19 protein-coding genes are annotated in these 25,452 nt (G+C 67.2%); 11 read left to right on the plus strand and 8 right to left on the minus strand.

Features of this window, described 5'->3' with window-relative positions; all coding sequences use genetic code 11:
• Nucleotides 1-7: 7 nt before the first annotated feature.
• Nucleotides 8-5,248, minus strand: a complete 5,241-nt coding sequence (locus tag RKE40_RS11080; RefSeq protein ID WP_316018300.1) for an alpha-2-macroglobulin family protein — start codon at nt 5,246-5,248, stop codon at nt 8-10.
• 292 nt (nt 5,249-5,540) lie between these two features.
• On the opposite strand from RKE40_RS11080, the gene RKE40_RS11085 reads away from it, so the two are divergent.
• The 5 genes from RKE40_RS11085 (at nt 5,541) to RKE40_RS11105 (ending at nt 12,546) form a co-directional block, all read left to right on the plus strand.
• Nucleotides 5,541-6,926, plus strand: coding sequence for a trypsin-like peptidase domain-containing protein (locus RKE40_RS11085; RefSeq protein ID WP_316018301.1), 1,386 nt, complete (start codon nt 5,541-5,543; stop codon nt 6,924-6,926).
• 150 nt (nt 6,927-7,076) lie between these two features.
• The gene (locus RKE40_RS11090; RefSeq protein ID WP_316018302.1) at nt 7,077-8,072 is read left to right on the plus strand and encodes a tripartite tricarboxylate transporter substrate binding protein; all 996 of its coding nucleotides are present in this window, start codon (nt 7,077-7,079) and stop codon (nt 8,070-8,072) included.
• 84 nt (nt 8,073-8,156) lie between these two features.
• Complete coding sequence (locus RKE40_RS11095; protein ID WP_316018303.1) at nt 8,157-8,630, plus strand: tripartite tricarboxylate transporter TctB family protein; 474 nt, start codon at nt 8,157-8,159, stop codon at nt 8,628-8,630.
• A 9-nt stretch (nt 8,631-8,639) separates the two neighbouring features.
• Nucleotides 8,640-10,136 (plus strand): tripartite tricarboxylate transporter permease, encoded by a 1,497-nt coding sequence (locus tag RKE40_RS11100; RefSeq protein WP_316018304.1) that lies wholly within the window; start codon nt 8,640-8,642, stop codon nt 10,134-10,136.
• Nucleotides 10,137-10,359: 223 nt separating this feature from the next.
• Nucleotides 10,360-12,546, plus strand: coding sequence for a primosomal protein N' (locus RKE40_RS11105; RefSeq protein WP_316018305.1), 2,187 nt, complete (start codon nt 10,360-10,362; stop codon nt 12,544-12,546).
• 12 nt (nt 12,547-12,558) lie between these two features.
• On the opposite strand, the gene RKE40_RS11110 is transcribed toward RKE40_RS11105, so the two are convergent.
• From RKE40_RS11110 to RKE40_RS11130, 5 genes are all read right to left on the minus strand, one after another.
• Entirely contained in the window at nt 12,559-12,921 is a 363-nt protein-coding gene (locus RKE40_RS11110) for a hypothetical protein (protein WP_316018306.1), read from the minus strand.
• Between the two features lie 159 nt (nt 12,922-13,080).
• Nucleotides 13,081-13,461 (minus strand): Ig-like domain-containing protein, encoded by a 381-nt coding sequence (locus RKE40_RS11115; protein ID WP_316018307.1) that lies wholly within the window; start codon nt 13,459-13,461, stop codon nt 13,081-13,083.
• A gap of 207 nt (nt 13,462-13,668) precedes the next feature.
• The gene (locus RKE40_RS11120) at nt 13,669-14,061 is read right to left on the minus strand and encodes a hypothetical protein (protein ID WP_316018308.1); all 393 of its coding nucleotides are present in this window, start codon (nt 14,059-14,061) and stop codon (nt 13,669-13,671) included.
• Between the two features lie 104 nt (nt 14,062-14,165).
• The gene (locus tag RKE40_RS11125) at nt 14,166-14,522 is read right to left on the minus strand and encodes a hypothetical protein (RefSeq protein WP_316018309.1); all 357 of its coding nucleotides are present in this window, start codon (nt 14,520-14,522) and stop codon (nt 14,166-14,168) included.
• A gap of 138 nt (nt 14,523-14,660) precedes the next feature.
• Nucleotides 14,661-15,056 (minus strand): hypothetical protein, encoded by a 396-nt coding sequence (locus tag RKE40_RS11130; protein ID WP_316018310.1) that lies wholly within the window; start codon nt 15,054-15,056, stop codon nt 14,661-14,663.
• A gap of 458 nt (nt 15,057-15,514) precedes the next feature.
• Between RKE40_RS11130 and RKE40_RS11135 the strand changes: the two genes are divergently transcribed.
• The 5 genes from RKE40_RS11135 to RKE40_RS11155 all read left to right on the plus strand — a co-directional run bounded on the left by RKE40_RS11135 (nt 15,515) and on the right by RKE40_RS11155 (nt 20,712).
• Nucleotides 15,515-16,087 (plus strand): F0F1 ATP synthase subunit delta, encoded by a 573-nt coding sequence (locus RKE40_RS11135; protein ID WP_316018311.1) that lies wholly within the window; start codon nt 15,515-15,517, stop codon nt 16,085-16,087.
• Entirely contained in the window at nt 16,087-17,619 is a 1,533-nt protein-coding gene (atpA, locus tag RKE40_RS11140) for a F0F1 ATP synthase subunit alpha (protein ID WP_316018312.1), read from the plus strand. Before RKE40_RS11135 ends, atpA begins: the two co-directional genes overlap by 1 nt.
• A gap of 130 nt (nt 17,620-17,749) precedes the next feature.
• The gene (locus RKE40_RS11145; RefSeq protein WP_316018313.1) at nt 17,750-18,619 is read left to right on the plus strand and encodes a F0F1 ATP synthase subunit gamma; all 870 of its coding nucleotides are present in this window, start codon (nt 17,750-17,752) and stop codon (nt 18,617-18,619) included.
• Nucleotides 18,620-18,684: 65 nt separating this feature from the next.
• Nucleotides 18,685-20,148, plus strand: a complete 1,464-nt coding sequence (gene atpD / locus RKE40_RS11150) for a F0F1 ATP synthase subunit beta (protein ID WP_316018314.1) — start codon at nt 18,685-18,687, stop codon at nt 20,146-20,148.
• A 150-nt stretch (nt 20,149-20,298) separates the two neighbouring features.
• Nucleotides 20,299-20,712: a F0F1 ATP synthase subunit epsilon gene (locus tag RKE40_RS11155; protein WP_316018315.1), complete on the plus strand. Its 414-nt coding sequence runs from the start codon at nt 20,299-20,301 to the stop codon at nt 20,710-20,712.
• 102 nt (nt 20,713-20,814) lie between these two features.
• Here the strand turns inward: RKE40_RS11155 and RKE40_RS11160 are convergent, their stop codons facing one another.
• Complete coding sequence (locus RKE40_RS11160) at nt 20,815-22,566, minus strand: methyl-accepting chemotaxis protein (RefSeq protein WP_316018316.1); 1,752 nt, start codon at nt 22,564-22,566, stop codon at nt 20,815-20,817.
• Nucleotides 22,567-22,780: 214 nt separating this feature from the next.
• Nucleotides 22,781-23,650 carry an HpcH/HpaI aldolase/citrate lyase family protein gene (locus RKE40_RS11165; protein WP_316018317.1) on the minus strand — a complete coding sequence of 290 codons (870 nt, stop codon included), beginning with the start codon at nt 23,648-23,650 and terminating at the stop codon, nt 22,781-22,783.
• A gap of 84 nt (nt 23,651-23,734) precedes the next feature.
• Here RKE40_RS11165 and RKE40_RS11170 point away from each other — a divergent pair, with 84 nt between their 5' ends.
• Nucleotides 23,735-25,447, plus strand: coding sequence for a serine/threonine dehydratase (locus RKE40_RS11170; RefSeq protein ID WP_316018318.1), 1,713 nt, complete (start codon nt 23,735-23,737; stop codon nt 25,445-25,447).
• Nucleotides 25,448-25,452 lie beyond the last annotated feature (5 nt).

A 25,452-nucleotide genomic window follows, 5' to 3' on the forward strand; every position in this document is an offset into this window, starting at 1 on the left:
GTCAGTCCTACCTCGCCGAGGTGATGTCGACCGTGCCGAACGCCGTCCTGCCGAAGCGATCGGGGCGGTACATGTCCTCGATCACCGCTGCCGGCTGGACATAGCGGCCAGGCGAGACGGCCCGCGCGATATAGGCGACGGTGTAGCTCAGCGGCTGGTTGCTGCTGCCGCTGCGCTCGAAGGCGGCGACATAGCGGTCGTCGCGCGCCTCGGTGTGGACGGGCGCGACCTCCTGCTTCAGCCAGTTGAGCCCCTCGACCGAGGCGCCCTCGGTCAGGTTGGCGTTCTCGATCTCGAGCCCGGCGGGGACGGGATCGACCAGCAGCAGCCGGCCATAGCGGGCCGCCGGCTCGGTGACCTTGAGCGCGACGACATAGCGCTCGTTCTGGCGCAGGCGCGACGGGTCGACCCGCTCGCCCTTCATGCTGAAGAGCGTGCGTTCCAGCGCAAAACCCTGGTTCAGGGCCGGCTCCGGCGTGGTCGGGATGCCGGAGACGGTCAGGACCGCATTGGCCGAGGCGGTGCCGGGATTGCCGATCACCAGCGGCTTGCCTTCCAGCGCGGCGGCCGGAACCGTGCGGTAGAAGGCGCCCTTGCGCTCGGCGCCGTCGACGGTCAGCGCCATGCCTTCCGCCTCCTTCGCCATCGCAGCGGCGGCCATGGCCATCCACATGTTCTCCTGGGTCGAGGTGTAGCGCGCGCTCTGGCGGGCGCTCTGCACGACATCGGCGGCGCGGTTCAGCTCGGCCCGGTTGCCATTGCTCTCGGCGATCAGGGCGAGCAGCGCCGCCCCGTCGCGCAGGCGCGAGCCGTAATCGGCACGCGAAAGCCCGTCGTCGCTGGTCTGCTGCAGGCGGCCGAGCGCGCTGGCGAAGGCGGCGGCGCCACGGGTGCGGTCGCCGAGCAGAGCGAGGGCCGCGCCGATCTGGCCGCGCGCCAGAGGCGAGGCGAAATCGGCGAGCTTGTTGTCGGCGAGATAGCGCAGATCGCCCATCACCGGCCGGCCGTTGCGGGCGAGCACATAGAGCGCATAGGCGATGCCGGCCGCCTCCTCCTTGTTGATCTCGCTGGTGTTGACGACCTGGTTGCGCAGCCGGTCGAGCGCCAGATTGAAGGCGATCTGCGGCACCGCGAACTGGCGCTCGCGGGCACGCGTCAGGAAGTCGGTGACGAAGGCGTCGAGCCAGAGATCCTCGCCGCCGACGCTCCAGAGGCCAAAGGAGCCGTTACCGCCCTGGCGGGCGAGGACGCGCTCGATCGCGGCATTGACCCGCTCGTCGGCATTGCCGTCGAGCGCGAGCTGCTCCATCGAGGCCAGCCGGTTGACGACGAGCAGCGGCAAGGCCCGGCTGATCGTCTGCTCGGTGCAGCCATAGGGGTAGCGGTCGAGCGCCTTGAGGATCGCCGAGACGTCGAGCGCCGCGACCGGCGAGACCGAGACCGAGACGGCGCCGGAATCGGGCACGAGATCGGCGAGCAGGTCGGAGGAGACGGTCAGCGAGCCGCCGCCGGGGATCGGCCGGACGATGCGCCGCGCGATCGTCTGGGTCGAAGGCTGCACGCGCACGGCGAGGTTCTGCACCGTGCCGATGCCGTTCGGGCCGGTGACCTTGACGTCGAAGCTCGCCCGGCCGAGGCCGGCGGCGGTGACCGGGATGGTCAGCGAGCCCTTCGCCCCGGCCGTCAGGGTCATGCTGCTTCGGGTCGCGTCGGCGGCGACGACGACCGGGCCCCTGACGTCGAGATCGACCAGATAGGAGCCGGCCGGCCCCTCGACATTGTCGATCTGCAGATGGAAGCGCGACTGGTCGCCGAGCGCCAGGAAGCGCGGCAGCGTCGCCTGCGCCACGATCTGGTCGCGGACGAAGACGTCGGCGCTGGCCTGGCCGGTCCTGCCGGCCGACCAGGCGACGGCCATGACGCGGACCGAGCCATTGAAGGCCGGCATCTCGAAATCGACCTTGGCGGTGCCGTCGGCCCCGAGCTTGACCACGCCGGAATAGCGGGCCAGCGGCTCCTGGGTCGGCGCTTCGCCATTGAGCTGCGGCGCGGCGTCACCGCCGGAGCGGATCGCGCCGCGCACGCCCTGCATGCCGTCGATCAGATAGCCGTAGAGATCGCGCAGTTCATGGCCGAGCTGGCGCTGGCCGAAGAAGTACTTGCTCGGATCGGGGCTCTCGAAGCGGGTCAGGTTGAGGATGCCGACATCGACGGCAGCGACCGTGACGAAAGCTTCCTCGCCCGGCTTGGCGCCGGTGACCTTGACCGGCAGCGACAGCGTCGAGAGCGGCCGCACCAGATTGGGCGCGCCGAGATCGATGGCGAGATTGCGCTGGTCCTTGCCGACGCTGAACCAGGCAAGGCCGATGGCGCGGCCGGGCATGCGCTGAGCGGCGGTGTCCATTGGGCGATGAGCGAGGGCGACGAGATAGGCGCTGGCGCCCCAGCCCGCCTTGGCCGGCAGGTTGATCGTGGTGCCGGAAGGCGAGACGTCGACGGTGCGGATCTCGTTGACGCCGTCGCCGAGCACGGCGAGCGTCGCCTTGCCGGTGAAGCGCCCGGTGAGGCGGACCTGCATCGACTCGCCATCGGCATAGGCTGCCTTGTCGAGCGCGACGTCGAGCACGTCCGGCGTGTCGGCGGTCTTGTCGGTCTCGTAGCCGACGCTGAAGGAGACGCTGGTCTCGGTGGCATCGGCGCCGTCGGCGCTGACGTCGAGGCGATAATTGCCCCATTCGACCGGGGCGGCGATGCGCGCGGGGGCGTTCTCGGCGACCGCGATCTCGCCGTCCGAGACGCGGCGCGTCGACTTCACGCCCTCATAGTTCCAGCGGCCGTCCTGATAGAACCACTGATAGTTGCGGGTGACCTTGGAGAGGGTCCACTTGACGCCCTGCCGGCCGATCCGGCGGCCGTCGCCATTGGCCATGATCACGTCGAAATTGGCGGTCTGGCCGTTGCCGAGCTCGCCATCCTTGAAGGCCTTGCGCACGCCGATGGCGGCGCCCTTTGGCACGATCGGCAGCGTTACCGAACGAGCGATGGCGCGCCCGCCGGGCTCGCCGACGCGCACCGTCAGTTCGACTTCGAGCGGACGGTTGGCCTCCGGCTCGGCGACCGGGTTGACCGTGGTGACCTTGCCGCTGGCATCGGTCTTGGTCGCGTCCTCGAACTCGCTCTGCTGCGGCTCGAAGGCCTCGTCGGTGAGGCCGACCTCGTAGCCGGCGAAACCCGGGATCGCGCTCTGGCCGGCGGCGCGCACCGTCATCGAGCCGGTGACGTCGAGATCGGAGCCGGGGGCGCCGTAGAGATAGCGGGCGGTGACGTCGATCTCGGCCGGTTCGCCGGCCTGAAGAACCGGCTTCTTCGGCGCGAGCGTCAGCTCCAGCCGTTCGGGGACATAGTCCTCGACGAGGAAGGAAACCTCACCGATGGCGGCACCTTTCGGGTCCGAATAGGCCTGGACGCGCCAGGTGCCGGTCTGTGCGCCTGAGATCAGCGGGATCGAATGGGCGCGGCCGCCGGCGCCCTGATCCTCGACCTGGCGGCGCCGGTACTCGACGCCGTCCGGCCGCTTGACCACCAGCGTCAGCGGCAGGCCGGTGACGGCGGCGCCCTTGGCATCGCGCAGCAGCGAAGTCAGGTAGACCGTCTCGCCGGAGCGATAGACGCCGCGCTCGGTGTAGAGGAAGGCATCGAGGCCGACCGGCGCGACGCGGCCCTTCACGCCGCGGTCGGAGAGATCGAACGCCGTCTGCTTGAGGTCGAGGAAGCCGTAATCCTCCGCGAGCGTGGCGGTGACGAGGCCGGGTGCATTGCCACCCTGGCCCTTGCCGAGGGCGGCGTCGAAACGGGCATAACCGTTGCGGTCGGAGCGCACCGTGGCCAGCACTTCGTTGTTGCGGGCGACCAGGCGCAGTTCGGCATTGGCGACCGGCGAGGCGTCGGCGAGCGAGCGCACCAGGACATGCACGCCATCGGGGCCGGAGAAGGAGGTCAGGCCGAGATCGGAGACGACGAACCACTGCGTCGCCCGGGTCGAGCCGTCATAATCATAGTCGCCATCCGAGTTGCTGGCCGCCTTGGTGCCGCTCGGCCGGGCGAACATCACATAGACGCCGGGCTGGAGCTGGCCGACGGCCTCGAGCACCGGGAAGGCGGTGGTGACGTCCTTGTTGAGCTCGGACTTCACGTCCATCTGGCCGGACCAGACCTTGGCGCCCTTGTCGGCGGCGATCTGCCCGGCGCTGTAGCTGCCGAGCTGGCTGAGGAAGTCCTCGGAATGGACCGAGTTGATCAGGTTGCGGTCGCCGATGCGCATGACCTCGAGGTCGAGCTTGTCGGCATTGACCGAGACGACCGGTACGCCCTGCTGGCCGGTGCGCGGCAGCACGTAATTCTTGCCGGTGAAGCGCACGGAGGGCGCGCGGTCGCGGACATAGACCTCGTAATCGGCGGATTTCAGCAGCTTCTCGTCGGGCAGCGCCGAGGGCACGCCCTGGCGGATGACGAAACCATAGCGCTCGCCATGGCGCAGGCCGTCGACGCAGAGCTGGCGCTCCTCGCCGGTGACGGCGAAATCGCCCTTGCCGGTGATCGCGACGTAAGGCGCGAAATCGACGCGGCCGCGGGCCAGCGGTTCCGAGAACTCGAAGCAGGCACGCGGGCTCGCCGCATCCGAATCGACCTTGTTGCCGGTGAGGCGGAAACCGCGCTGGGCGCGCAGCGCCTCATAGTCGCTGCGCAGCACGGCATTGTCGGCGATGTCGAGGCTGAGGCGGTAGCTGGTGAGGGCCGGGCGCCAGAGCTCGTTCTTCTCGAAGACGCGGGCGAGGACGCCGAGCGAGGTCGCCTCGTCGGCGCGCGCGTTCGAGCGCTGATAGGCGAGATAGGCGGCGCTGATGGCGCGCTCGCGCAGTTCGTAGCGCTCGCGATAATCGCGCGGCTCGATGCCGATCGCGGCCTGAGCCATCAGGCGCCAGCCGGCGGGGTTGGCTGGCTCGGCCATGGCCGCGGCGTTGGCGAGGGGCAGGGCGCCGCGGGCATCGCCGCGGGAGAGCGCTGCATTGCCGTCACGCAGCAGGGTCGCGAAGGGCCGCTGGCTGGCGCCGACCTCGCGCTTCAGGCGCTCCTCCAGCCGCTGGCCGTCACTGGCGAGATCCGGCCGGACATAGGCCTTCTGGGCGAAGGCCGGGGCCGCGGCGACGGCAAGACCGAGGATGAGGGCGAGACGGGCGAGGAGGGACATGACTCGGTCTCCGGGAAGGCAGCAGACGGCACGAGGATGGCCGCAGCAGGCGTCGACGCGATGACGTAACGTCGCGCCGTGGCCGAAACGAGGCTATCACCGGGCCCGGCCAGCGCAACTCGCCTGGCCGGGCCAACATGCGCGCTTGGCCGGGTTTGAGCGGTTTTCGCCGCGCGGGTCCATATCGGCTCCGTCATCGCTGCCTTGCGCCACGGCCCCCTTGCCTCGGGAGCGAGGCTCGCGCTGAATAGCGGCCCGCAGCACTCTCTGCGCGCCTGAACGGGAGGTCGTCTTGATCAGTTTCCGGTCGCTTCCCGGCCTGGCCGCAGTGCTGTTCCTCTGCCATGGCCCGGTTCTGGCGCAGCCGCGCCCGGCCGATCCGCATCTGGCGGAGGCGACACGTGCCTTCGAGGCGCTGCCGGAGGGCGAGCGCAAGGCGATCCAGGCCGATCTGATCTGGACCGGGCATCTTAACAGCGCGGCAACCGGCAATTTCGGGCCGCTGACCTTCCGGGCCGTCAACGGCTTCAAGGCCGGGCGCGGTGAACCGGACGGACAGCTCAGCCAGGCGGAACGGCAGGAGCTGGCGCGCCTGGCACGGACCGCACGGGAGGCGTCGGGCTTCGCGGTGGTCACGGACGAGCGCACCGGCGTGCGCATCGGCATTCCGCAGAAGTTGCTGCCGAAGCGCGAGGCCTTGCCGACAGGGGGCAGCCGCTGGCAGAGCGCCGATGGCAAGATCACGCTCGACGTCAGCGCCGCACCGGCGGGTGAGCCGCTGCAGGCCCTGTTCGAGCGGCAGATCACGGTCAATCCGAACGTGCAGCGCCGCATCACCTACAAGCTGCTGCAGCCGAATTTCTTCGTCGTCGCCGGCGAGACGCCCGGCGGCAAGTTCTTCCGCCGGCAGGCGAGCGGCCCGTCCGGTCTGCGCGGTTTCTCGGTCGGTTACGACAAGGCGGTGTCGGGGACCTTCGACAAGGTCGTGACCGCGATCGCCGACAGTTTCGAGCCGTTCCCGACCGGGCCGGCTCCGGCGGCGCCTTCCGCAGGAGCGGCGGTAGCCGCCGTCGCCGGCAGCGCCATGCCGGCGCTCGCCGCGACCGAACGCTTCGGCGTCGGGCTCGTGGTCGGCCGAGACCTCGTGCTGACGGCGCAGGTCTCGGTCGAAGCCTGCAAGGGGCTCAAGGTCGGTGCGCGCCCGGCGAAACTGCGTCTCCAGGACCAGGCGAGCCGGCTCGCGCTGCTCGACGTGCCCGGCCTAGGGGCGCAGCCGGGCCCGGGCTTGCGCGATGAGGCGCCGGCGATAGGCGAAGCGGCCGTGGTGCTCGGCTTCGATGGCAATGGCGCGACGCGGGCCGGGGTCGCGCTCGCCGGAGAATTCAGGGCCGGGGCGGTCTTCGCGCCGCTTCAGCCCGGCGGCGCGGGCAGCGCAGTCTTCGATAGACAGGGACGTCTCGTTGGAGTGATTACCGCTGGTCCATCGGAAAAATCGCTGGTCGCCGGGGTGGCGCCGCAGGGCAGCCACGCAATGGCCGGGGCCACGGCCTTGCAGGCGCTCCTCGCCAGGGCCGAGGCCAAGCTTTCTGCCGCCGGCGGCGAAAATGTCGACCGGAGCACCGGCGCGATCGTCGAGGCGGCCGGAAAGGCCATCGTTCCCGTCGCTTGCGCTCTCTAAATTTGTATGCACCGTCGGTGCATACTGCATGCAAACCTGTTGCCTCTGCCGCCGCAATCGGTTCAAGATGACGCAGGAAGAACAAGGAAGCCCCGCGGTCGCGGAGAAGCTTTCAATTTTTAAAACGATTGAACTGGAGGGAACGCCACCGTGAGCAACATCAGCAGACGTACGATTCTGAAGGGCGCCGCCGCTGCCGGCGCCGCCGGTCTGGTCGCGAGCCCGGCAATCGGCCAGGCGAAATGGCCGAACCGACCCGTCACCCTGATCTGCCCCTGGGGCGCCGGCGGCGGCACCGACGCGACCGCGCGCATCATTGCGGCGATCCTGGAAAAGAACCTCGGACAGCCAATCAACGTCGTGAACCGCACCGGCGGCTCGGGCGTGGTCGGCCATTCGGCGATCGCGACCGCGGCACCCGACGGCTACACGATTGGCATGCTGACGGTCGAGATCAGCATGATGCACCATCAGGGGCTGACCGATCTCAACCCCACGAGCTACACGCCGCTGGCGCTGATGAACGAAGACCCCCCGGGCGTACAGGTCTCGGCCTCGAGCCCCTACAAAGACATCAAGGCACTGGCCGACGCGATCAAGGCCGCGCCGGCCGGCAAGTTCAAGGCGTCCGGCACCGGCCAGGGCGGCATCTGGCATCTCGGCCTGATCGGCTGGCTCGTCGCGATGGGCCTGAAGCCGGACCATGTCGCCTGGGCGCCCTCGAACGGTGCGGCTCCGGCCATGCAGGATCTCGCTGCCGGCGGCATCGACCTCGTCACCTGCTCGGTGCCGGAAGCGCGTGCGATGATCGATGCCGGCAAGGCCAAGTCGCTGGCGATCATGGCCAAGGAGCGCAACCCGCAGTTCAAGGACGTGCCGACCCTGAACGAGACACTCGGCATCAACTACTCGGTCGGTGCCTGGCGCGGCATCGCGGGGCCGAAGGGGTTGCCGGCGGACGTGCAGACGATCCTCCAGGCCGAGCTAAAGAAGGCCTACGACTCCAAGGAATTCCAGGACTTCATGAACTCGCGCGGCTTCGGCATGACCTTCGCCGACCAGGCCGGATTCACCAAGTTCATGGCCGAAGGCGACAAGGCGATGGCGTCGGCCATGGCTGCCGCCGGCCTCGCGAAGAAGTCCTGATCGGAAAAGTGACGCGGCCGGCGCCTGGCGCCGGCCGCTTTTTAGCACCGGTACCAGAGCGCCGGGCCCTGGAGAGAAGAACTTATGCGCTTCAATGACGCCGTGATCGGCGCGGCCTTCATCCTTCTGGCCGCCGCGATGATCGCAATGACCTTTTCGTTCCCCGCCTTTCCCGGCCAGAAATACGGGCCGAACCTGTTTCCGCGCATCATCGGTGTCGGCATTGCCGGAACCGGCGTGCTGCTGATCCTGCGCGGTCTGCGCGAGCGCACGGCAGGAGGGCGCTGGCTGACGCTGGACAGCTGGACGAGCGAGCCGCGGCGCGTCGCCTCCTTCGTGATCATGCTGCTGGCGATGGGCTTCTATCTGGTCGCTTCCGAACCGCTGGGCTTCATTCCGACCGCGCTCGTGCTGCAGTTCGGTCTCTTCCTCTGGTTCGGCGTGCGGCCGGTGACGGCGGCGATCGTAGCGGTCGTGATGACCCTGATCGTGCATTGGTTCTTCTCCGGGATGATGCGCGTGCCGCTGCCGCGCGGCATTCTCGACAACGTGCTCTGAGGGGCTGACATGGCTGCGATCAGCACCGCCTTCGGGCTCGTCTTCGATTTCAACGTCCTGCTCGTGATAATGGGCTCGGCGATCTTCGGCATGTTCGTCGGCGCGATGCCGGGACTGACTGCGACCATGGCGACGGCGCTGCTCGTGCCGGTGACCTTCTTCATGGCGCCGGTGCCGGCGCTCGGCGCCATCGTCACCGCGACCGCCATGGCGATCTTCGCCGGCGACATCCCGGCGGCAATGCTGCGCATGCCGGGCACGCCGGCCTCGGCGGCCTATGCCGACGAGAGCTACGAGATGACCAAGAAGGGTCAGCTCGACCTCTGCATGGGCGTCAATCTCGTCTTTTCGGTGCTCGGCGGCATCTTCGGCGTGGTCATCCTGATCCTGCTGGCGCCGATCCTCGCGGAAGTGGCGATCAACTTCTCGTCCTTCGAGTATTTCTGGCTCGCCTGCCTCGGCCTGACCTGCGCCATCTTCATCGGCACGGGCGATACGGTGAAGGGCCTGCTTTCGCTGTTCATCGGCCTCGCCATCGCCTGCGTCGGCATCGACCCGGCGGCGGGCCAGCCGCGCTTCACCTTCGGCAATGTCGACCTGCTCTCCGGCATCAACTTCATCCCGACGCTGATCGGCATGTTCGCGGTCTCGGAGCTGCTGCGCGGCGCCGTGACGATCGAAGGCGGAACGGCCAAGATCCAGCAGGCGGTCGGCAACATGTTCGTCGGAGTCGGCGCGGTCTTCCGCAAATACTGGAAGAATTTCATCCGCGGCTCGGTCCTCGGAACCGTGATCGGCGCGCTGCCGGGCGCGGGCGCCGACATCGCCGCCTGGGTCTCCTATGCGGTCTCCAAGAAGCTCTCCAAGGAGCCGGAGAAATTCGGCACTGGGCATATCGAGGGTATCGTCGACTCCACCTCGGCCAACAATTCGGCGCTCGGCGGCGCCTGGATCCCGGCGCTGGTCTTCGGCATCCCCGGCGACTCGATCACCGCGATCGTCATCGGCGTGCTCTACATGAAGGGCATGAATCCCGGTCCCAGCGTCTTCCTGCAGACGCCGGAGCTGATCTACGCCGTCTTCATCATCTTCATCCTCGCCAACCTGCTGATGTTCCCGCTCGGCTGGGCGGCGATCAAGTCGGCCAAGCAGATCCTGCGCGTGCCGCGTAACATCCTGCTGCCGGTGATCTTGATCTTCTGCGCCGTCGGCTCCTTCGCCATGACCAACTCGCTCTACGGCGTCGTGCTGATGGTGACGATGGGGGTGTTCGGCTGGTTCCTCGAGGAACATGGCATCCCGGTCGCGCCGCTGATCCTCGGCCTCGTGCTCGGCGAGATGCTCGAGCAGAACTTCATGACCTCGATGATCAAGTCGGACGGTTCGATCCTCGGCTTCTTCGATCGGCCGATCGCCGGCACGCTGGGGGTGATGACGCTGCTGCTCTGGGGGCTGATGATCCGCAAAGGGCTGGTGGGCATGAAATCCCAGCCAGTGCCGGCATGAGGCGGAGCTGACGCTGGTCGCTCCGGCCAGCGGGCCGGGGCATGTGATAGCGGGCCGGATCAGGGAGAAAGCACCCTGATCCGGCCTTTTCCGTTGAGGTACGTTGCGCCGGACGAGAGTTGTTCGCCATGGCCTCGCGCAAGGCCTGCGGGCGACCGCTCCTGCCCTTTGCCGACAGCGAGCCGCCTTCCGACTGCGGCGGAATCGCTCTACAGACGGGCGCATGAGCGACGCGCAGGAGGACGGGCGGGAAGGCGGCACGGTCGACGTGCTGATCCCGCTCGGACTCGATCAGGCCTATAGCTATGCGGTCCCGGCCGGGCTCAGCCTCGCGCCCGGCGACGTCGTGCAGGTGCCGCTCGGCCCGCGCGAGACGGTGGGCGTGGTCTGGGAGCGCGGCTCGGGGCGCGGCGGCAACCTCAAGAAGGTCGCCGGCAAGCTCGACACGCCGCCGCTCGATCCGGCGCTGATGAAGCTGGTTGACTGGGTCTCCTGGTACACGCTCGCCGCCAAGGGCTCGGTGTTGGCGCTCGCCTTGCGCCGCCCTCCGGACGACAAGCCCGAGCGGCCGAAGCTCGGCGTCCGGCTGGTCGGCGCGCCGCCGGCCCGGATGACGCCGGCGCGGGCGCGGGCCATCGCTGCCGCCGAGGGCGGCCTCCTGATCGGCAAGTCGGCGCTGGCCGAGGCGGCCTCGGTCAGCGCGGCGGTGATCGATTCGCTGGTCGATGCCGGCACCTTCTCGGTCGAAGCGCTGCCGCAGGAGGCGATCGCGGCCAGGCCCGATCCCGAACATGCCAGGCCGGTGCTTTCGGAGGGGCAGCAGGAGGTGGCGCAGAAGCTCGCCGCCCTGGTCAGCTCCAAATCCTACAATGTCGCGTTGCTCGAAGGCGTTACCGGCTCGGGCAAGACCGAGGTCTATTTCGAGGCCGTGGCGGAGGCGATCCGGCTCGGACGCCAGAGCCTGATCCTCATGCCCGAAATCGCGCTGACCGCGCAGTTCATCGACCGTTTCGAGGCACGCTTCGGCGTCCGGCCGGGTCTCTGGCATTCAGCGGTGAGCGGGCGGCGCCGCGAGCGGCTGCAGGCGGCGATCGCCAAGGGTGAGGCGCTGGTCGTGGCGGGGGCGCGCTCGGCGCTGTTCCTGCCCTATCGCGATCTCGGGCTGATCGTCGTCGACGAAGAACACGAGGCCGCCTACAAGCAGGAGGACGGTGTCGCCTATCACGCCCGCGACATGGCGGTGGTGCGGGGCAAGATCGAGAGCGCGCCGGTCGTGCTGGCCTCGGCGACGCCCTCGCTGGAGACCCGCGTCAATGCCGAGCGCGGGCGCTACCTCCACCTCAAGCTGCCGGAGCGCTTCGGCGGACGGCAATTGCCGGCGCTCGGCCTGGTCGATCTGCGCCGGGACAAGCCCGAGCGCGGGCGCTGGATCTCCGGCGCGCTGATCAAGGCGGTCGAGGCCAATCTCGAGGCCAAGGAGCAGTCGCTGCTCTTCCTCAACCGGCGCGGCTATGCGCCGCTGACGCTCTGCCGCGACTGTGGCCATCGCTTCCAGTGCAAGAACTGCTCGGCGTGGCTGGTCGACCACCGTTTTCGCCGCGCGCTGGTCTGCCATCACTGCGGCCATGTCGAGCGCCGGCCGCACGAATGCCCGGCCTGTCACAAGCCGGAGACGCTGACCGCCTGCGGCCCGGGCGTCGAGCGGTTGGCCGAAGAGGTCGCGACGTTGTTTCCGCAGGCGCGCGCGATCGTGCTGTCGAGCGACTTTCCGGGCGGCACCGAGCGCTTGAAGCAGGAGCTGATGGCGGTCGCCGAAGGCGAGTTCGACATCGTCATCGGCACCCAGCTGGTCGCGAAGGGGCACAACTTCCCGGGGATGACGCTGGTCGGCGTGATCGATGCGGATCTCGGCCTGACTTCGGGCGATCCGCGCGCCGCCGAGCGTACCTTCCAGGTGCTGCGGCAGGTCACCGGCCGGGCCGGGCGCGGCGAGAAGCCGGGCAGGGCGCTGCTGCAGACCCATGACCCCAACCATCCCGTGCTGAAGGCGCTGATTTCGGGCGATCCCGAGCGGTTCTATGCGGCCGAGACGGCGGCTCGCGAAGCCGCCGGGCTGCCACCCTTCGGGCGCCTGGCGGCACTGATCGTCTCGGCCAATTCGCAGGCCGAGGCCGAGACGCATGCGCGGGCGCTTGCCCGCTGCGCCGAGGCCCCGGCCGGCGTCGCGGTTCTGGGCCCGGCCGAGGCGCCGCTCGCCATCCTGCGCGGCCGCCATCGCATGCGCCTGATCGTGCGCACGACGCGGGAGATCGATCTGCAGGGTTATCTGCGCGCCTGGCTGAAGCGGGCGCCGCGGCCGAAAGGCTCGGTTAGGGTTGCTGTCGATGTCGATCCGCAGAGCTTTTTGTGAGCACGGCGAAGCCTATTGGACGATGGCGTTGTAGGTGAGCCTGGAACAGCCCGTGCCGCGACGACTGGTCCCGCAAACATAGATTACATAGGTGTCCTTGCCGGAAAATCCCGATTTCGGCTTGTAGAGGAACGAAAATTCTCCGGTTTGCGACAGGGTGCCGTTCGCGGGCCGGATCATGATCACGGTCTTCTGGATCGTAAGAAATCCGCTGACCCCGTAGACATGGCGGCAGCCATTGCTGTCCATGGTCGCCTCATATGTGGCCCTGTCATTCTGCTCGACGTGGAAGCCGTAACCTCGTATCCGGCAGGCCGCCTCCGCCAGCGAGGCGCTTGCGGGCACCAGGAGCAAGGCCGTCAGATAGGTGGACACTCGTGACATGTCGGCGTCCGTGCGTATCAGTCCATCCTACGTCGCTCAGTAATCGAGCGCCATCCGCAAGCAACGAAGCGGCGTGGACGAGCCGGGACCGCTGCGCGATAGGTTGTGCTGGTGCTCAATGCCGATCCGCAGGGCATGAGCGCTGCGGTGCTAGTGAACGGTGACGTTGTAGTTGAACCGCGCGCAGCCGGAACCTTTACCCCTCCTGCCGGTCCCACAGACATAGACAGCGAAATTATCTTTCCCGATGAAGTTCTCTTTTGGTGTATAGAAGAATGACGCAATTCCTGTCTGCGTCAATGTACCATTAGCAGGCGCTTTGGCGATGACAGATTTCTCAAGTGTTATGCCAGATGTCGTGTAGCTGTATCGACAGCCATTTTTATCCATCAAGCTGTCGTAATCGAGCTTTGTATTTTCGACAATATGATATTGAGGGCCGACAGTCTGACAATTCACTCGCAGCATTTGAGCCGGCGCCGCGGCGCCCACAAGGCAAAATCCGACGCTGAAAATCAGAATTCTTGGCATCGTCACAGTTCCGATTTCTGCGGATACCCGGATCTCGATCGAATGCTGAGTCAAGCGGGCGCTTGGCGTGTACCCGTAATTGCCCGTGTCGCGGCGAGTTGCATCCCCGAGCGTTCACGCTTTGTGGCGGGCAGAAGCGGTCGCAAGGCCCGCATAGGCCCGGGGGCGCCGTCGACCCCGGAGAGTTTCCAGCGAGCGTCGGCGTACTTATCGAACGGTGACGTTGTAGGTGATCCGCGAGCAGCCGGAGCCATGCATCGTCGTGCCGCAGATGTAGACCGCGAACGTGTCCTTTCCCTTGAAGCCGCTTCCCGGTTTGTAGAAGAACGAAAATTCGCCTGGTTGTGAAAGTTGTCCCTTCTTGGGCGCCTGAGCGATGACCGCCTTCTCGAATACTCTGGGCCTGCCGTCGGACTGAGCCGAAATATAGCTGTATCGGCAGCCGTTTTCGTCCATCACGCTTTCATGGGTAACTTTGCTGTTCTGATGGAGGTAAAATGGTTCGCCTTGCGTCTGGCAATTGACCTTCTGCAGTTGCGCGAACGCCAGGCTCATGGTCGCCAGGGAAAGGCATGTTCCGAGAGACAAAACTCGCAGCATGGCGGTCCAATTTCCTTCGCCCGCGTCAGTTTCCCTGGTCTATCCCCGTCATCGCCGCTTCGGCGCAAACGGCGACCTTCTCCTGCTCGGAGCCCTTGCGCTCGCTAACGGACGGTCGCCTCGTAGGTCAGCCGAGAACAACCCGAGCCGCGGTAGTTGATGGCGCAGATATAGATCACATAGCTGTCCTGCCCGGTGAATCCTGGCCTCGGCTTGTAGAGGAACGAGAACTCGCCGACCTGGGACAGGATCCCGTTCTCGGGCGGCTTCATGATCACGGCCTTCTGGAACCGCGCATACACATAGCGGCAGCCCTCGCCGTCCATGGTCGATCGAAAGGCGACCCTGTCGCTCTGCTCGACACGGAAGACCTGCCCCTGGGTCTGGCAGTTCGCGGTCGCCAGCGACATGGTTGGGCTGGCGAGCAACAGCGCCAGAGCGAGGGGAGGCGATCTCAGCATGCTGCGGCTTACCCATGTGAAACCGGCGCTGTCAGCGGGCGGGTGGCATTTGAAACGGCTTAGGACGAAGTATGGTAATTGATGTCTCGGCGCGGGATTGGTCGATAACGCTCTGCAAATTCGAGCGCGAGCGTGGCGCTACCTTATGGTGGCCTGGTAACTCAGTCTCGCACATCCGGCGTGGTTTCGATCATTTCCGCAAACATAAATCACGAAACTGTCGTCTCCTTTAAAACCCGGCTTTGGCTTGTAGAAGAAAGAAAACTCCGCGTCCCGTCGTAATTCGCCATTTTCGGGCTGTTTCATCACGACCGCTTTTTCAAGAACCAAGCTGATTCTGCCGTTGTTGCCGATAGAATAAAAACTGTATCTACAGCCATTACTATCCATCGAACTCTGATAGTCGTTTCTATTGTTTTGATCCAGATAGAGCTGTGGTCCCTGCGTCTGGCAGTTGACTTTCTGCAGTTGGGCAAGCGCGCTTCCAGCGCTCGCCAGCAGAAAGGCAGTTCCCAAGACCAATGCTCGCAGCATCGCGGCCTGCTCCGTTCGCAGCCCAACACTCGATCGCAGCCACGAGCCTGGTCAAGCGGGGCATTTGGTGGAGGGCGCGGAGATCATGGTTCGCGGCCGGCTTAGGAGCCGCCATTCTCGTCCCGCGCGAGGCGGAGGGTCGGTGCTCCGGCCAGCGGCTCGGCTGCCGCGCGCTTTCGATCGGTGCTGCCTGTGCGAGGCGCTCCTACGGGCCGTGTCGCCAGCTTCGTCGCGCGGTCGATGCATGGGGCGCTTCCTTTGACCGCATCCAAAGCGTGCGCTACCCCGTCCCATCGGGTTGCGGCCCCCCGATCCCCATGCTAGTGCACCGCCGCAATCCAAGCGCGGCGCGCCCTGGCAACGGGCGGGCGTGCGCTTGATCATCGCAGCGTCGGGACCATGCACTCCACCTTCGTCAGAAGGTCGCCGGGGCGGTCCCTTGGAAGAGAGAGCGAAGCGTGGCCCAGGGCGGATCGCAGGAACAGTCCCCTGTCTCGGGTGTTGCCGGGCGCTATGCCACGGCTCTGTTCGAGCTGGCCACCGAGGCCAAGGCGGTCGATGCCGTCGCCACCGATCTCGATTCGTTTAGCGCGATGATCGCCGAGAGCGCCGATCTGCAGCGGCTGATCGAGAGCCCCGCCTTCACCGCCCAGGACCAGGTCGCCGCCGTCAACGCGCTGCTCGCCAAGGCCGGGATCTCGGGCCTCGCCGCCAATTTCATCGGGCTCGTCGCCAGCAAGCGCCGCCTGTTCGCGCTGCCGGGCATGATCCGCGCCTATCGCGCCAAGGTCGCCGAGGCCAAGGGCATCGTCAGCGCCGAAGTGACGCTGGCCGAGGAGCCCTCCGCCGCCCAGCTCAAGGACATCACCGCGACCCTCAAGGAGGTCGCCGGCCAGGATGTCGCGCTTTCCGTGAAGATCGACCCGGCCATCATCGGCGGACTCGTCGTCAAGATGGGCTCGCGCATGGTCGATGCGTCCCTGAAAACCAAACTCAATTCAATTCGTCTTGCCATGAAAGAGGTCGGCTGATGGACATCCGCGCCGCTGAAATCTCCGCGATCCTGAAGACCCAGATCAGCAATTTCGGGTCCGAGGCGTCCGTCACCGAAGTCGGTCAGGTTCTCTCCGTCGGCGACGGCATCGCCCGCGTCTACGGCCTCGACAAGGTCCAGGCCGGTGAGATGGTCGAGTTCGAGTCCGGCGTGCGCGGCATGGCGCTCAACCTCGAGAGCGACAATGTCGGCGTCGTGATCTTCGGCTCCGACCGCGAGATCAAGGAAGGCCAGACCGTCAAGCGCACCGGCGCCATCGTCGACGTGCCGGTCGGCAAGGAGCTGCTCGGCCGCGTCGTCGACGCGCTCGGCAACCCGATCGACGGCAAGGGCCCGATCAAGGCCACCCAGCGCGCCCGCGTCGACGTCAAGGCCCCCGGCATCATCCCGCGCAAGTCGGTGCACGAGCCGATGGCGACCGGCCTCAAGGCGATCGACGCCCTGATCCCGATCGGCCGCGGCCAGCGCGAGCTGATCATCGGCGACCGCCAGACCGGCAAGACCGCCGTGGCGCTCGACACGATCCTGAACCAGAAGCCGCTCAACGTCGAAGGCGCGCCGGAGAGCCAGAAGCTCTACTGCGTCTACGTCGCCGTCGGCCAGAAGCGCTCGACCGTCGCTCAGCTCGTGAAGGTGCTCGAGGAGCGCGGCGCGCTGGAGTACTCGATCGTCATCGCCGCCACCGCCTCGGACGCCGCGCCGATGCAGTTCCTGGCGCCCTTCGCCGGCTGCGCCATGGGCGAGTACTTCCGCGACAACGGCATGCACGCCGTGATCATCTATGACGACCTGTCCAAGCAGGCCGTCGCCTATCGCCAGATGTCGCTGCTGCTGCGCCGCCCGCCGGGCCGCGAGGCCTATCCCGGCGACGTGTTTTATCTCCACTCCCGCCTGCTCGAGCGCGCCGCCAAGATGGGTGAGGAGGCCGGTCTCGGCTCGCTGACCGCTCTGCCGGTCATCGAGACTCAGGCGAACGACGTCTCGGCCTACATCCCGACCAACGTGATCTCGATCACCGACGGCCAGATCTTCCTCGAGACCGATCTGTTCTACCAGGGCATCCGCCCGGCGGTGAACGTCGGCCTCTCGGTGTCGCGCGTCGGCTCGGCCGCGCAGACCAAGGCGACCAAGAAGGTCGCGGGCAAGATCAAGGGCGAGCTCGCCCAGTATCGCGAGATGGCGGCCTTCGCCCAGTTCGGCTCGGACCTCGACGCCGTCACGCAGCGCCTGCTCAACCGCGGCGCCCGCCTGACGGAGCTCCTGAAGCAGGGCCAGTTCTCGCCGCTCAAGATGGAAGAGCAGACGGTCGTGATCTATGCCGGCGTGAACGGCTATCTCGACCCGCTGCCGGTCAACAAGGTCCGTGCCTTCGAGGACGGCCTGCTCTCGCTGGTCCGCGGCAAGCACGCCGACCTGCTGAGCGAGATCGGCTCGACGAAGGATCTTTCGGATGCGAACGCCGCGAAGCTGAAGGACATCGTCTCGGGCTACGCCAAGACGTTCGCCTGATCCACGGCGTCATGGTCGGCCTCGTGCCGACCAGCCACGTCTTGCCCGGAAATGCCGGGCGGTGGGCGACGAACGGGGTTGAAGACGTGGATGCCCGGCAGCGGGCCGGGCACGACGGAGAGAGCAAGACATGCCCTCGCTAAAGGACCTTAGAAACCGCATCGCCTCCGTGAAGGCGACGCAGAAGATCACCAAGGCCATGCAGATGGTCGCGGCGGCGAAGCTGCGCCGCGCCCAGATGGCGGCCGAGGCGGCTCGTCCCTATGCCGAGCGCATGGAGAAGGTGCTGGCCAATCTCGCCGGCGGCATCTCCGGCGACAGCGCGCCGCGCCTGATCTCCGGCACGGGCTCGGACAAGGTCCACCTGCTCGTCGTCTTCACCGCCGAGCGCGGCCTGTGCGGCGCCTTCAACTCCTCGATCGCCCGTCTGGCGCGCGAGAAAGCGCAGGCGCTCAAGGCCGAGGGCAAGACGGTCAAGATCCTCTGCGTCGGCAAGAAGGGCTACGACGCCCTGAAGCGTCTGTTCGAGAACGACATCATCGAGGTCATCGACCTGCGCGAGTTCAAGCAGGTCGGCTTCGTCAATGCCGAGGTCATCGCCCAGAACATCCTGACCCGCTTCGCTGCGGGCGAGTTCGACGTCGCGACGATCTTCTTCTCGAAGTTCAAGTCGGTGATCGCGCAGATCCCGACCGCCCAGCGCATCATCCCGGCCGAGATCCCGGCCGGCACCGCGACCACCGAAGCGGTCTACGACTACGAGCCGGAAGAGGGCGAGATCCTCGAGACGCTGCTGCCGCGCAGCCTGACGGTCCAGGTCCTGCGGGCGCTGCTCGAGAACGCGGCCTCCGAACAGGGCGCCCGCATGTCCGCGATGGACTCCGCCACCCGCAATGCGGGCGAGATGATCAAGAAGCAGACGCAGATCTACAACCGTTCGCGTCAGGCCATGATCACCAAGGAACTCATCGAGATCATCTCCGGCGCGGAAGCGCTGTAACCGCCTGAATCAAGCCGGTTCGCCGGCCTTCCGACACGCTGAACGCGAATCCGAGGTTTTAAACCATGGCCAAAGCCGCAACCAAGACCAAGACCGCCGAGAAGCCCGCCAACACCGGTACCGGCCGCGTAGCGCAGGTCATCGGCGCCGTCGTCGACGTGCAGTTCGACGGCGCCCTGCCCGAGATCCTGAACGCGCTCGAGACCGACAATCTCGGCAACCGTCTGGTTCTCGAAGTCGCCCAGCATCTCGGCGAGAACACGGTTCGCACCATCGCGATGGACTCGACCGAAGGCCTGGTCCGCGGCCAGTCGGTCACCGACACCGGCGCGCCGATCGCCGTCCCGGTCGGCGACGAGTGCCTCGGCCGCATCATGAACGTCATCGGCGAGCCGGTCGACGAGGCCGGCCCGATCATGACCTCCTCGACCCGCGGCATCCACCAGCCGGCTCCGTCCTATGCCGACCAGGCCACGGACGCCCAGATCCTGGTCACCGGCATCAAGGTCGTCGACCTGCTGGCTCCCTACGCCAAGGGCGGCAAGATCGGCCTGTTCGGCGGCGCCGGCGTCGGCAAGACCGTGCTGATCATGGAGCTCATCAACAACGTCGCGAAGGCTCATGGCGGCTATTCGGTGTTCGCCGGCGTCGGCGAGCGCACCCGCGAGGGCAACGACCTCTATCACGAGATGATCGAGTCGGGCGTGAACAAGAAGGGCGGCGGCGAGGGCTCGAAGTGCGCCCTGGTCTACGGCCAGATGAACGAGCCCCCGGGCGCCCGCATGCGCGTCGCGCTCTCGGGCCTGACCGTCGCCGAGGACTTCCGCGACCGTGGCCAGGACGTGCTGTTCTTCGTCGACAACATCTTCCGCTTCACGCAGGCGGGCTCCGAGGTGTCGGCTCTGCTCGGCCGCATCCCGTCGGCGGTGGGCTACCAGCCGACGCTGGCGACCGACATGGGCAACCTGCAGGAGCGCATCACCACCACCAACAAGGGCTCGATCACCTCGGTGCAGGCGATCTACGTCCCGGCGGACGACCTGACCGACCCGGCCCCGGCGACCTCCTTCGCCCACCTCGACGCCACGACCGTGCTCTCGCGCTCGATCGCGGAAAAGGGCATCTATCCGGCGGTCGACCCGCTCGACTCGACCTCGCGCATGCTCTCCGCGGCGATCGTCGGCGACGAGCACTACAACATCGCCCGCCAGGTCCAGCAGATCCTCCAGCGCTACAAGGCCCTGCAGGACATCATCGCGATCCTGGGCATGGACGAGCTCTCGGAAGAGGACAAGCTCGCCGTGGCCCGCGCCCGCAAGATCGAGCGCTTCCTGTCACAGCCCTTCTTCGTCGCCGAAGTCTTCACCGGCTCGCCGGGCAAGCTCGTCGCGCTCGAGGACACGATCAAGGGCTTCAAGGGCCTGGTCGAGGGCAAGTACGACCACCTGCCGGAAGCGGCCTTCTACATGGTCGGCTCGATCGACGAGGCGATCGAGAAGGCGCAGCGCCTGGCCGCCGAAGCGGCGTAAGGTTCACGGCCAGCCCGGCCGGCTTTGCCGGCCGGTAGACCTGACGCGCGTCATTCCCAGGCCCGGCCCGGGAAGCTCTGGACGAGAAGACACTGGTTTCAGAGATGGCGGGCTCAGGCCCGACCATGACGAGCCTGGAGAGATTTTACGATGGCCACCTTCAAGTTCGAACTCGTCTCGCCGGAGCGCATCCTGTTCTCGGGCGATGTCGTCAGCGTCATCGTTCCCTCGGTAGAGGGCGAGATGACGGTGCTCGCCGGCCACGCGCCGCTGGTCGCGGTGCTGAAGCCCGGCATCGTGATGCTCCAGACCGATGCCAACAACGGCAAGGAATTCTACGTCTCCGGCGGCATCGCCGAGGTCAATGCCGAGAGCCTGACGATCCTGGCCGAGCAGGCCCGTTTCATCGAGGACGTGAACCTCGAGGTGCTCGACAAGGAAATCCTGACCGCCGAGACTCGTCTCGCCGGTTCGCAGGACGAGGCCGAGCAGAAGCGCCTCGCCGACCAGCTTGTGCAGCTGCGCGAGTTCCGCGGCGTCTTCGAGGACCGGAAGGCCGCCTGACGCGGGCTATCGCCACAGAGCGTTCATAGCAAAAGGCCGCAGGCATCCTCGAAAGAGGGCCTGCGGCCTTTTTCGTGCGGGGCTAGGCCTGCAAGGGCGGCTTCAGGCAGCGCGCGCCTCCGCCCTGCCCGCGAGGCGGCCAAGCTCGTTCCACTGCCGCCCTCCGGCCGGCGTGTCGCCACCAGCGGCTAGCTGGAACGAGGCAACCATCTGCCTGAGCGTCTCGGTCGCCTGTTCGAGTTCACCGGCGATGGCGGCGCTCTGCTCGGCCATCGCCGAATTGCGCTGGGTGACATCGTCCATATGGGCGACGACCCGGGCGACCTCGTCGATGCCGTTGGCCTGCTCCTGCGAGGCACTCGAAATGTCGGCGAGGGCCGCGGCCACGCTCTTCGAGGCGACGACGATTTCCGCCAGAGCGCCTCCGGTTTCCCTGACCAGCCTCACTCCGCCGGAGACCTGCTCGCTCGAATTGGTGATCAGCTTCTTGATGTCGTTGGCGGCGGCGCCCGAGCGTTGCGCGAGGGCACGCACCTCCGAGGCGACGACCGCGAAGCCCTTGCCGGCATCACCGGCGCGGGCCGCCTCGACCGCGGCGTTGAGAGCCAGAAGATTGGTCTGGAAAGCGATGGTGTCGATCACCGTGATGATCTCGAAGATGTCGTTCGAGGCTTTCTCGATCCGCTCCATCGCGGTCACGGCATCGGCGACGATGGCGCCGCCGCGCTCGGCGACGTCGGTCGCGCAGGCGCCGAGTTCGGTCGCCTCGCGGGCGCGCTGGGCGCTCTGCTTCACCGAGGCGGCGAGTTCTTCGGTGGTCGCGGCGGTTTCCTCCAGACTGGCTGCCTGCTCCTCGGTCCGCTGGGCGAGATCGCGGCTGTCGTGGCTGATGCGGTGCGAGCCGAGGCTGACCTTGCCCGAGATTTCGGACACCGCCTGGATGACCGCGGAGACGGAGCCAACGAGATCGTTGACGCCGCTGCAAAGCAGGGCGACATCGCCCTGCTTGCCCGCCAGCGCGACGCGCTGCGTCAGGTTCCGGGCCATGGCCGCCTCGACCACCTCGCGGGTCTCGTCGACGGCCTTGCGCAGTGCCTCCTGCGCCATGCGGCTTTCCGTGATGTCGGTCGCGTATTTGACCACCTTGTAGGGCTGGCCGAGCGCATCGAGGATCGGATTGTAGCTCGCCTGGATCCAGACCTGCCGGCCGTCCTTGCCGAGGCGCAGATACTGGCCGTCATCGTACTCGCCGCGGCCGAGCTTCTGCCAGAAGCGCCGATAGTCGTCGCCGGCACGCGTCGTGGCATCGACGAAGATGCCGTGGTGCCGTCCCTTGATCTCGTCCAGCCCGTAGCCCAGAGCCCTCAGGAAATTCTCGTTGGCGTCGAGGATAGTTCCCGTGAGGTCGAACTCGATCACCGCCTGGGATTTGCGGATCGCCGCGACCTGGCCTTCGAAATTGGCGATCAGGCCCTTGGTCGCGGAGATGTCGGTGGCGAATTTGATCACTTTCCGCGGCCTGCCGGCGCGGTCGAGGATCGGCGTGTAGGTCGCCTGCAGCCAGACCTGCCTTCCACCCTTGCCAAGGCGCAGGAACTGGGCGTCGATCGCCTCGCCCTGGCGGAGCCTTGCCCAGAAGGCGCGGTATGCTTCCGTGCCGCCATAGCCGGGCTCGACGAAGATCGCGTGATGCCGGCCCTTGATCTCGTCGAGGCCATAGCCGACGACGCGCAGGAAATTCTCGTTTGCGGTGAGGATGCTGCCGTCCAGATCGAACTCGATGACAGCCTGCGACCGGCGAATGGCCGCGGCCTCGTCGGCTCCAAGGCTGGCGCCGAAACGAGACGTTCTCAATCCAAGCAAGATATTCCCCCCATGGTCCGGCTTATGTTTTGCCGGCTAGGGCTATGATAGATTGGTTAAACGCCAATTAAAGCCGGGGTTTCCAACATGGATTACATGCCAGACCGGCCGCAGTTTAAATTTTAACGGCGTATAACTGTAGGTAAAGTTGGCGCCGGCCCTGCACAGGTCGACCGTGCAGGCCCTAGGGCCGGCGCAGGCGCGTTCAGATCGCTTCGGCGAGTGCGACGACCCGGCGCGCCATCTCGGCGTGCAGGCGCTCGACCATGCGGCCATCGAGCTGGATCGCGCCCTTGTCGGCGTTCTCGGGCTGCTCGAAGGCGGCGATCACCGCGCGGGCCCGTACGAGTTCGGCTTCCTCCGGCGCGAAGATGGCGTTGGCGGTCGCGACCTGGCCGGGATGGATCAGCGTCTTGCCGTCGAAGCCGAGATCGCGGCCCTGCTCGCATTCGGCCCTAAAGCCGGCCTCGTCCTTGAGGTCGTTGTAGACGCCGTCGATCACGTCGAGGCCGTGGGCGCGGGCCGCTAGGATCGCGGTGGTCAGCCAGGGCAGCATCGGCGCCCGGCCGGGCACGAAGCGGGCGCGGGTCTCCTTGGCGAGGTCGTTGGTGCCGAGGACGAAACAGGCAAGCCGGGTGCTGGCCTCATGGGCGGCACGGGCGATGCGCTCGCAGTCGAGAATGGCGAGCGGCGTCTCGATCATCGCCCAGACACGGGTCTCGGGCTTGGCCCAGAGGCCGGCGAGCCGGTGGCCGATCTCGGCCAAGGTCTCGGGCGAGGAGACCTTCGGAATCAGGATCGCGTCCGGGCCGGCCTCGGCCGCTGCGGCGAGATCGGCATCGAACCAGGGGGTGTCGAGACCGTTGGTGCGGATCACCAGCTCGCGCCTGCCATAGCCGCCGGCCTTTACGGCGTCGCAGACCTGGTTGCGGGCGAGGTCCTTGGCATCCGGAGCGACGGCGTCCTCGAGATCAAGGATCAGGGCGTCGGCCGCTATCTCGCGGGCCTTTTCCAGGGCGCGCGCATTGGAACCGGGCATGTAGAGTACGCTGCGGCGCGGTCGGATAGCGGTCATGACGACACTCCTGACGGTTCCTGTTGCAGCGCACACTAAACGCTGTGGCGCCGGTACGTCACCCCCGCGGGCGAGGATTCGAGAATGAGCTGCATCGTGGGCGTTGACGGCTGCAAGGGCGGTTGGATCGCAGCCTTATGTGACGTTTCGATCACTGAGCCGCCGATCCTGCGGGTCGAGCGCAGCTGGATCGAGCTGATCCGCAATCTGCCGCCGGGTAGCCTCGTCGCCGTCGACATGCCGATCGGCCTGCCGGACCGGATCGAAGGCTCCGGGCGCGGCCCGGAGCAGGCAGTGCGCAGCCGGCTGGGCGAACGGCAGTCCTCGGTGTTCTCGATCCCGTCGCGCGGTGCGGTCCATGCGGCCGACTACGCCGATGCCTGCCGCACCGCGCTCGCGACCTCGAGCCCGCCACGCAAGGTCTCGCAGCAGGGCTTCCACCTGTTCCCGAAGATCCGCGAGATCGACGCCTTCCTGCGGGCGGAGCCGGAATGGCGCGAGTGCACCTTCGAGACGCATCCTGAACTTGCCTTCGCGACGATACGCGGCGCGCCGCTCCTGCACCCCAAGAAGATCAGGGGGACGATCAATCCCGCGGGAATGACTGAGCGGCGCGCCCTGCTGCTGGCGGCCGGCCTGCCCGAGACCTGCCTGACCGCATTGCCGCCACGCGGCGCTGCGGCGGACGACGCGCTCGATGCGCTGGCGGCGCTGGTCGTCGCCGGGCACATCGCCGCCGGGCGCGGAAAGCCCTTCCCCGATCCGCCGGGACGCGATAGCCACGGTCTTCCCATCGCGATCTGGAGTTTCGTGCCGGATCGGCCCGCCTCGCAGGAACCCGCCATGTCTGACCAGCCCGTGCCCCGCCAGATGATCGAAGCCGCGGCAGAGCGCATCGCCGGCCATGCCCGCACCACCCCGGTGATGCGGCTCGGCACCGGCGCCTTCGGCTCGCGCGCCGATGTCTCGCTGAAGCTCGAATGCCTGCAGCATGCCGGTTCGTTCAAGACGCGCGGCGCCTTCAACAACCTGCTTTCGCTCGATGTGCCGGCCGCCGGGGTGGCAGCCGCCTCGGGCGGCAATCACGGCGCGGCGGTGGCCTATGCCGCCGGCAAGCGCGGGGTCAAGGCGACGATCTTCGTGCCGGAGATCTCGCCGGCGGCGAAGATCGAGGCGATCCGACGCTTCGGCGCCGATGTCCGCATCGGCGGCGCGCAATATGACGACGCCCAGGCGGCCTGCGACAAGTTCGTGGCCGAGACCGGCGCGCTCAAGATCCATCCCTTCTCGGCCAAGGAGACCATTGCCGGCCAGGGCACGCTCGGCCGCGAATGGCACAGGCAGGAGCCCGATCTCGACACTGTGCTGGTCGCGGTCGGCGGCGGCGGGCTGATCTCGGGCATCGCCGCCTGGTTCGCTGGCACCAACGTCAAGGTCGTCGGCGTCGAGCCGGAAGGTTCGCGGGCACTGCAGGCCGCGCTGGAGGCCAAGGCGCCGGTGACAGTGACGGTCGCCTCCGTGGCGGCGGACTCGCTCGGCGCGCGCAATGTCGGCCAGCTCGTCTACGATGTCAGCAAGGACACGGTCGACCATGTCGCCCTGGTGCCGGATGCGGCGATTACCGAGGCGCAGCGCGTGCTCTGGCGCGATTTCCGTCTCGCGGTCGAGCCCGGGGGAGCGGCGGCGCTCGGTGCCCTTATCAGCGGCGCCTACAAGCCCATGCCCGGCGAGCGGCTCGGCGTCTTGGTCTGCGGCGCCAATGTCGACCTGATGAAGCTCGCCGAGCTGACGGCCTGAGCGGC

The organism is Allobosea rubneri, assembly GCF_032464875.1.
In the GTDB taxonomy this organism is placed as follows: Bacteria; Pseudomonadota; Alphaproteobacteria; order Rhizobiales; family Beijerinckiaceae; genus Allobosea; species Allobosea rubneri.

Coding starts and splice junctions, on each gene's coding strand:
- RKE40_RS11170 (WP_316018318.1), top strand. CDS start 23,735: ATGAGCTGCATCGTGGGCGTTGACGGCTGCAAGGGCGGTTGGATCGCA.
- RKE40_RS11115 (WP_316018307.1), bottom strand. CDS start 13,461: ATGCCAAGAATTCTGATTTTCAGCGTCGGATTTTGCCTTGTGGGCGCC.
- RKE40_RS11145 (WP_316018313.1), top strand. CDS start 17,750: ATGCCCTCGCTAAAGGACCTTAGAAACCGCATCGCCTCCGTGAAGGCG.
- RKE40_RS11100 (WP_316018304.1), top strand. CDS start 8,640: ATGGCTGCGATCAGCACCGCCTTCGGGCTCGTCTTCGATTTCAACGTC.
- RKE40_RS11130 (WP_316018310.1), bottom strand. CDS start 15,056: ATGCTGCGAGCATTGGTCTTGGGAACTGCCTTTCTGCTGGCGAGCGCT.
- RKE40_RS11080 (WP_316018300.1), bottom strand. CDS start 5,248: ATGTCCCTCCTCGCCCGTCTCGCCCTCATCCTCGGTCTTGCCGTCGCC.
- RKE40_RS11155 (WP_316018315.1), top strand. CDS start 20,299: ATGGCCACCTTCAAGTTCGAACTCGTCTCGCCGGAGCGCATCCTGTTC.
- RKE40_RS11120 (WP_316018308.1), bottom strand. CDS start 14,061: ATGCTGCGAGTTTTGTCTCTCGGAACATGCCTTTCCCTGGCGACCATG.
- RKE40_RS11125 (WP_316018309.1), bottom strand. CDS start 14,522: ATGCTGAGATCGCCTCCCCTCGCTCTGGCGCTGTTGCTCGCCAGCCCA.
- RKE40_RS11095 (WP_316018303.1), top strand. CDS start 8,157: ATGCGCTTCAATGACGCCGTGATCGGCGCGGCCTTCATCCTTCTGGCC.
- atpD (WP_316018314.1), top strand. CDS start 18,685: ATGGCCAAAGCCGCAACCAAGACCAAGACCGCCGAGAAGCCCGCCAAC.
- RKE40_RS11165 (WP_316018317.1), bottom strand. CDS start 23,650: ATGACCGCTATCCGACCGCGCCGCAGCGTACTCTACATGCCCGGTTCC.
- RKE40_RS11105 (WP_316018305.1), top strand. CDS start 10,360: ATGAGCGACGCGCAGGAGGACGGGCGGGAAGGCGGCACGGTCGACGTG.
- atpA (WP_316018312.1), top strand. CDS start 16,087: ATGGACATCCGCGCCGCTGAAATCTCCGCGATCCTGAAGACCCAGATC.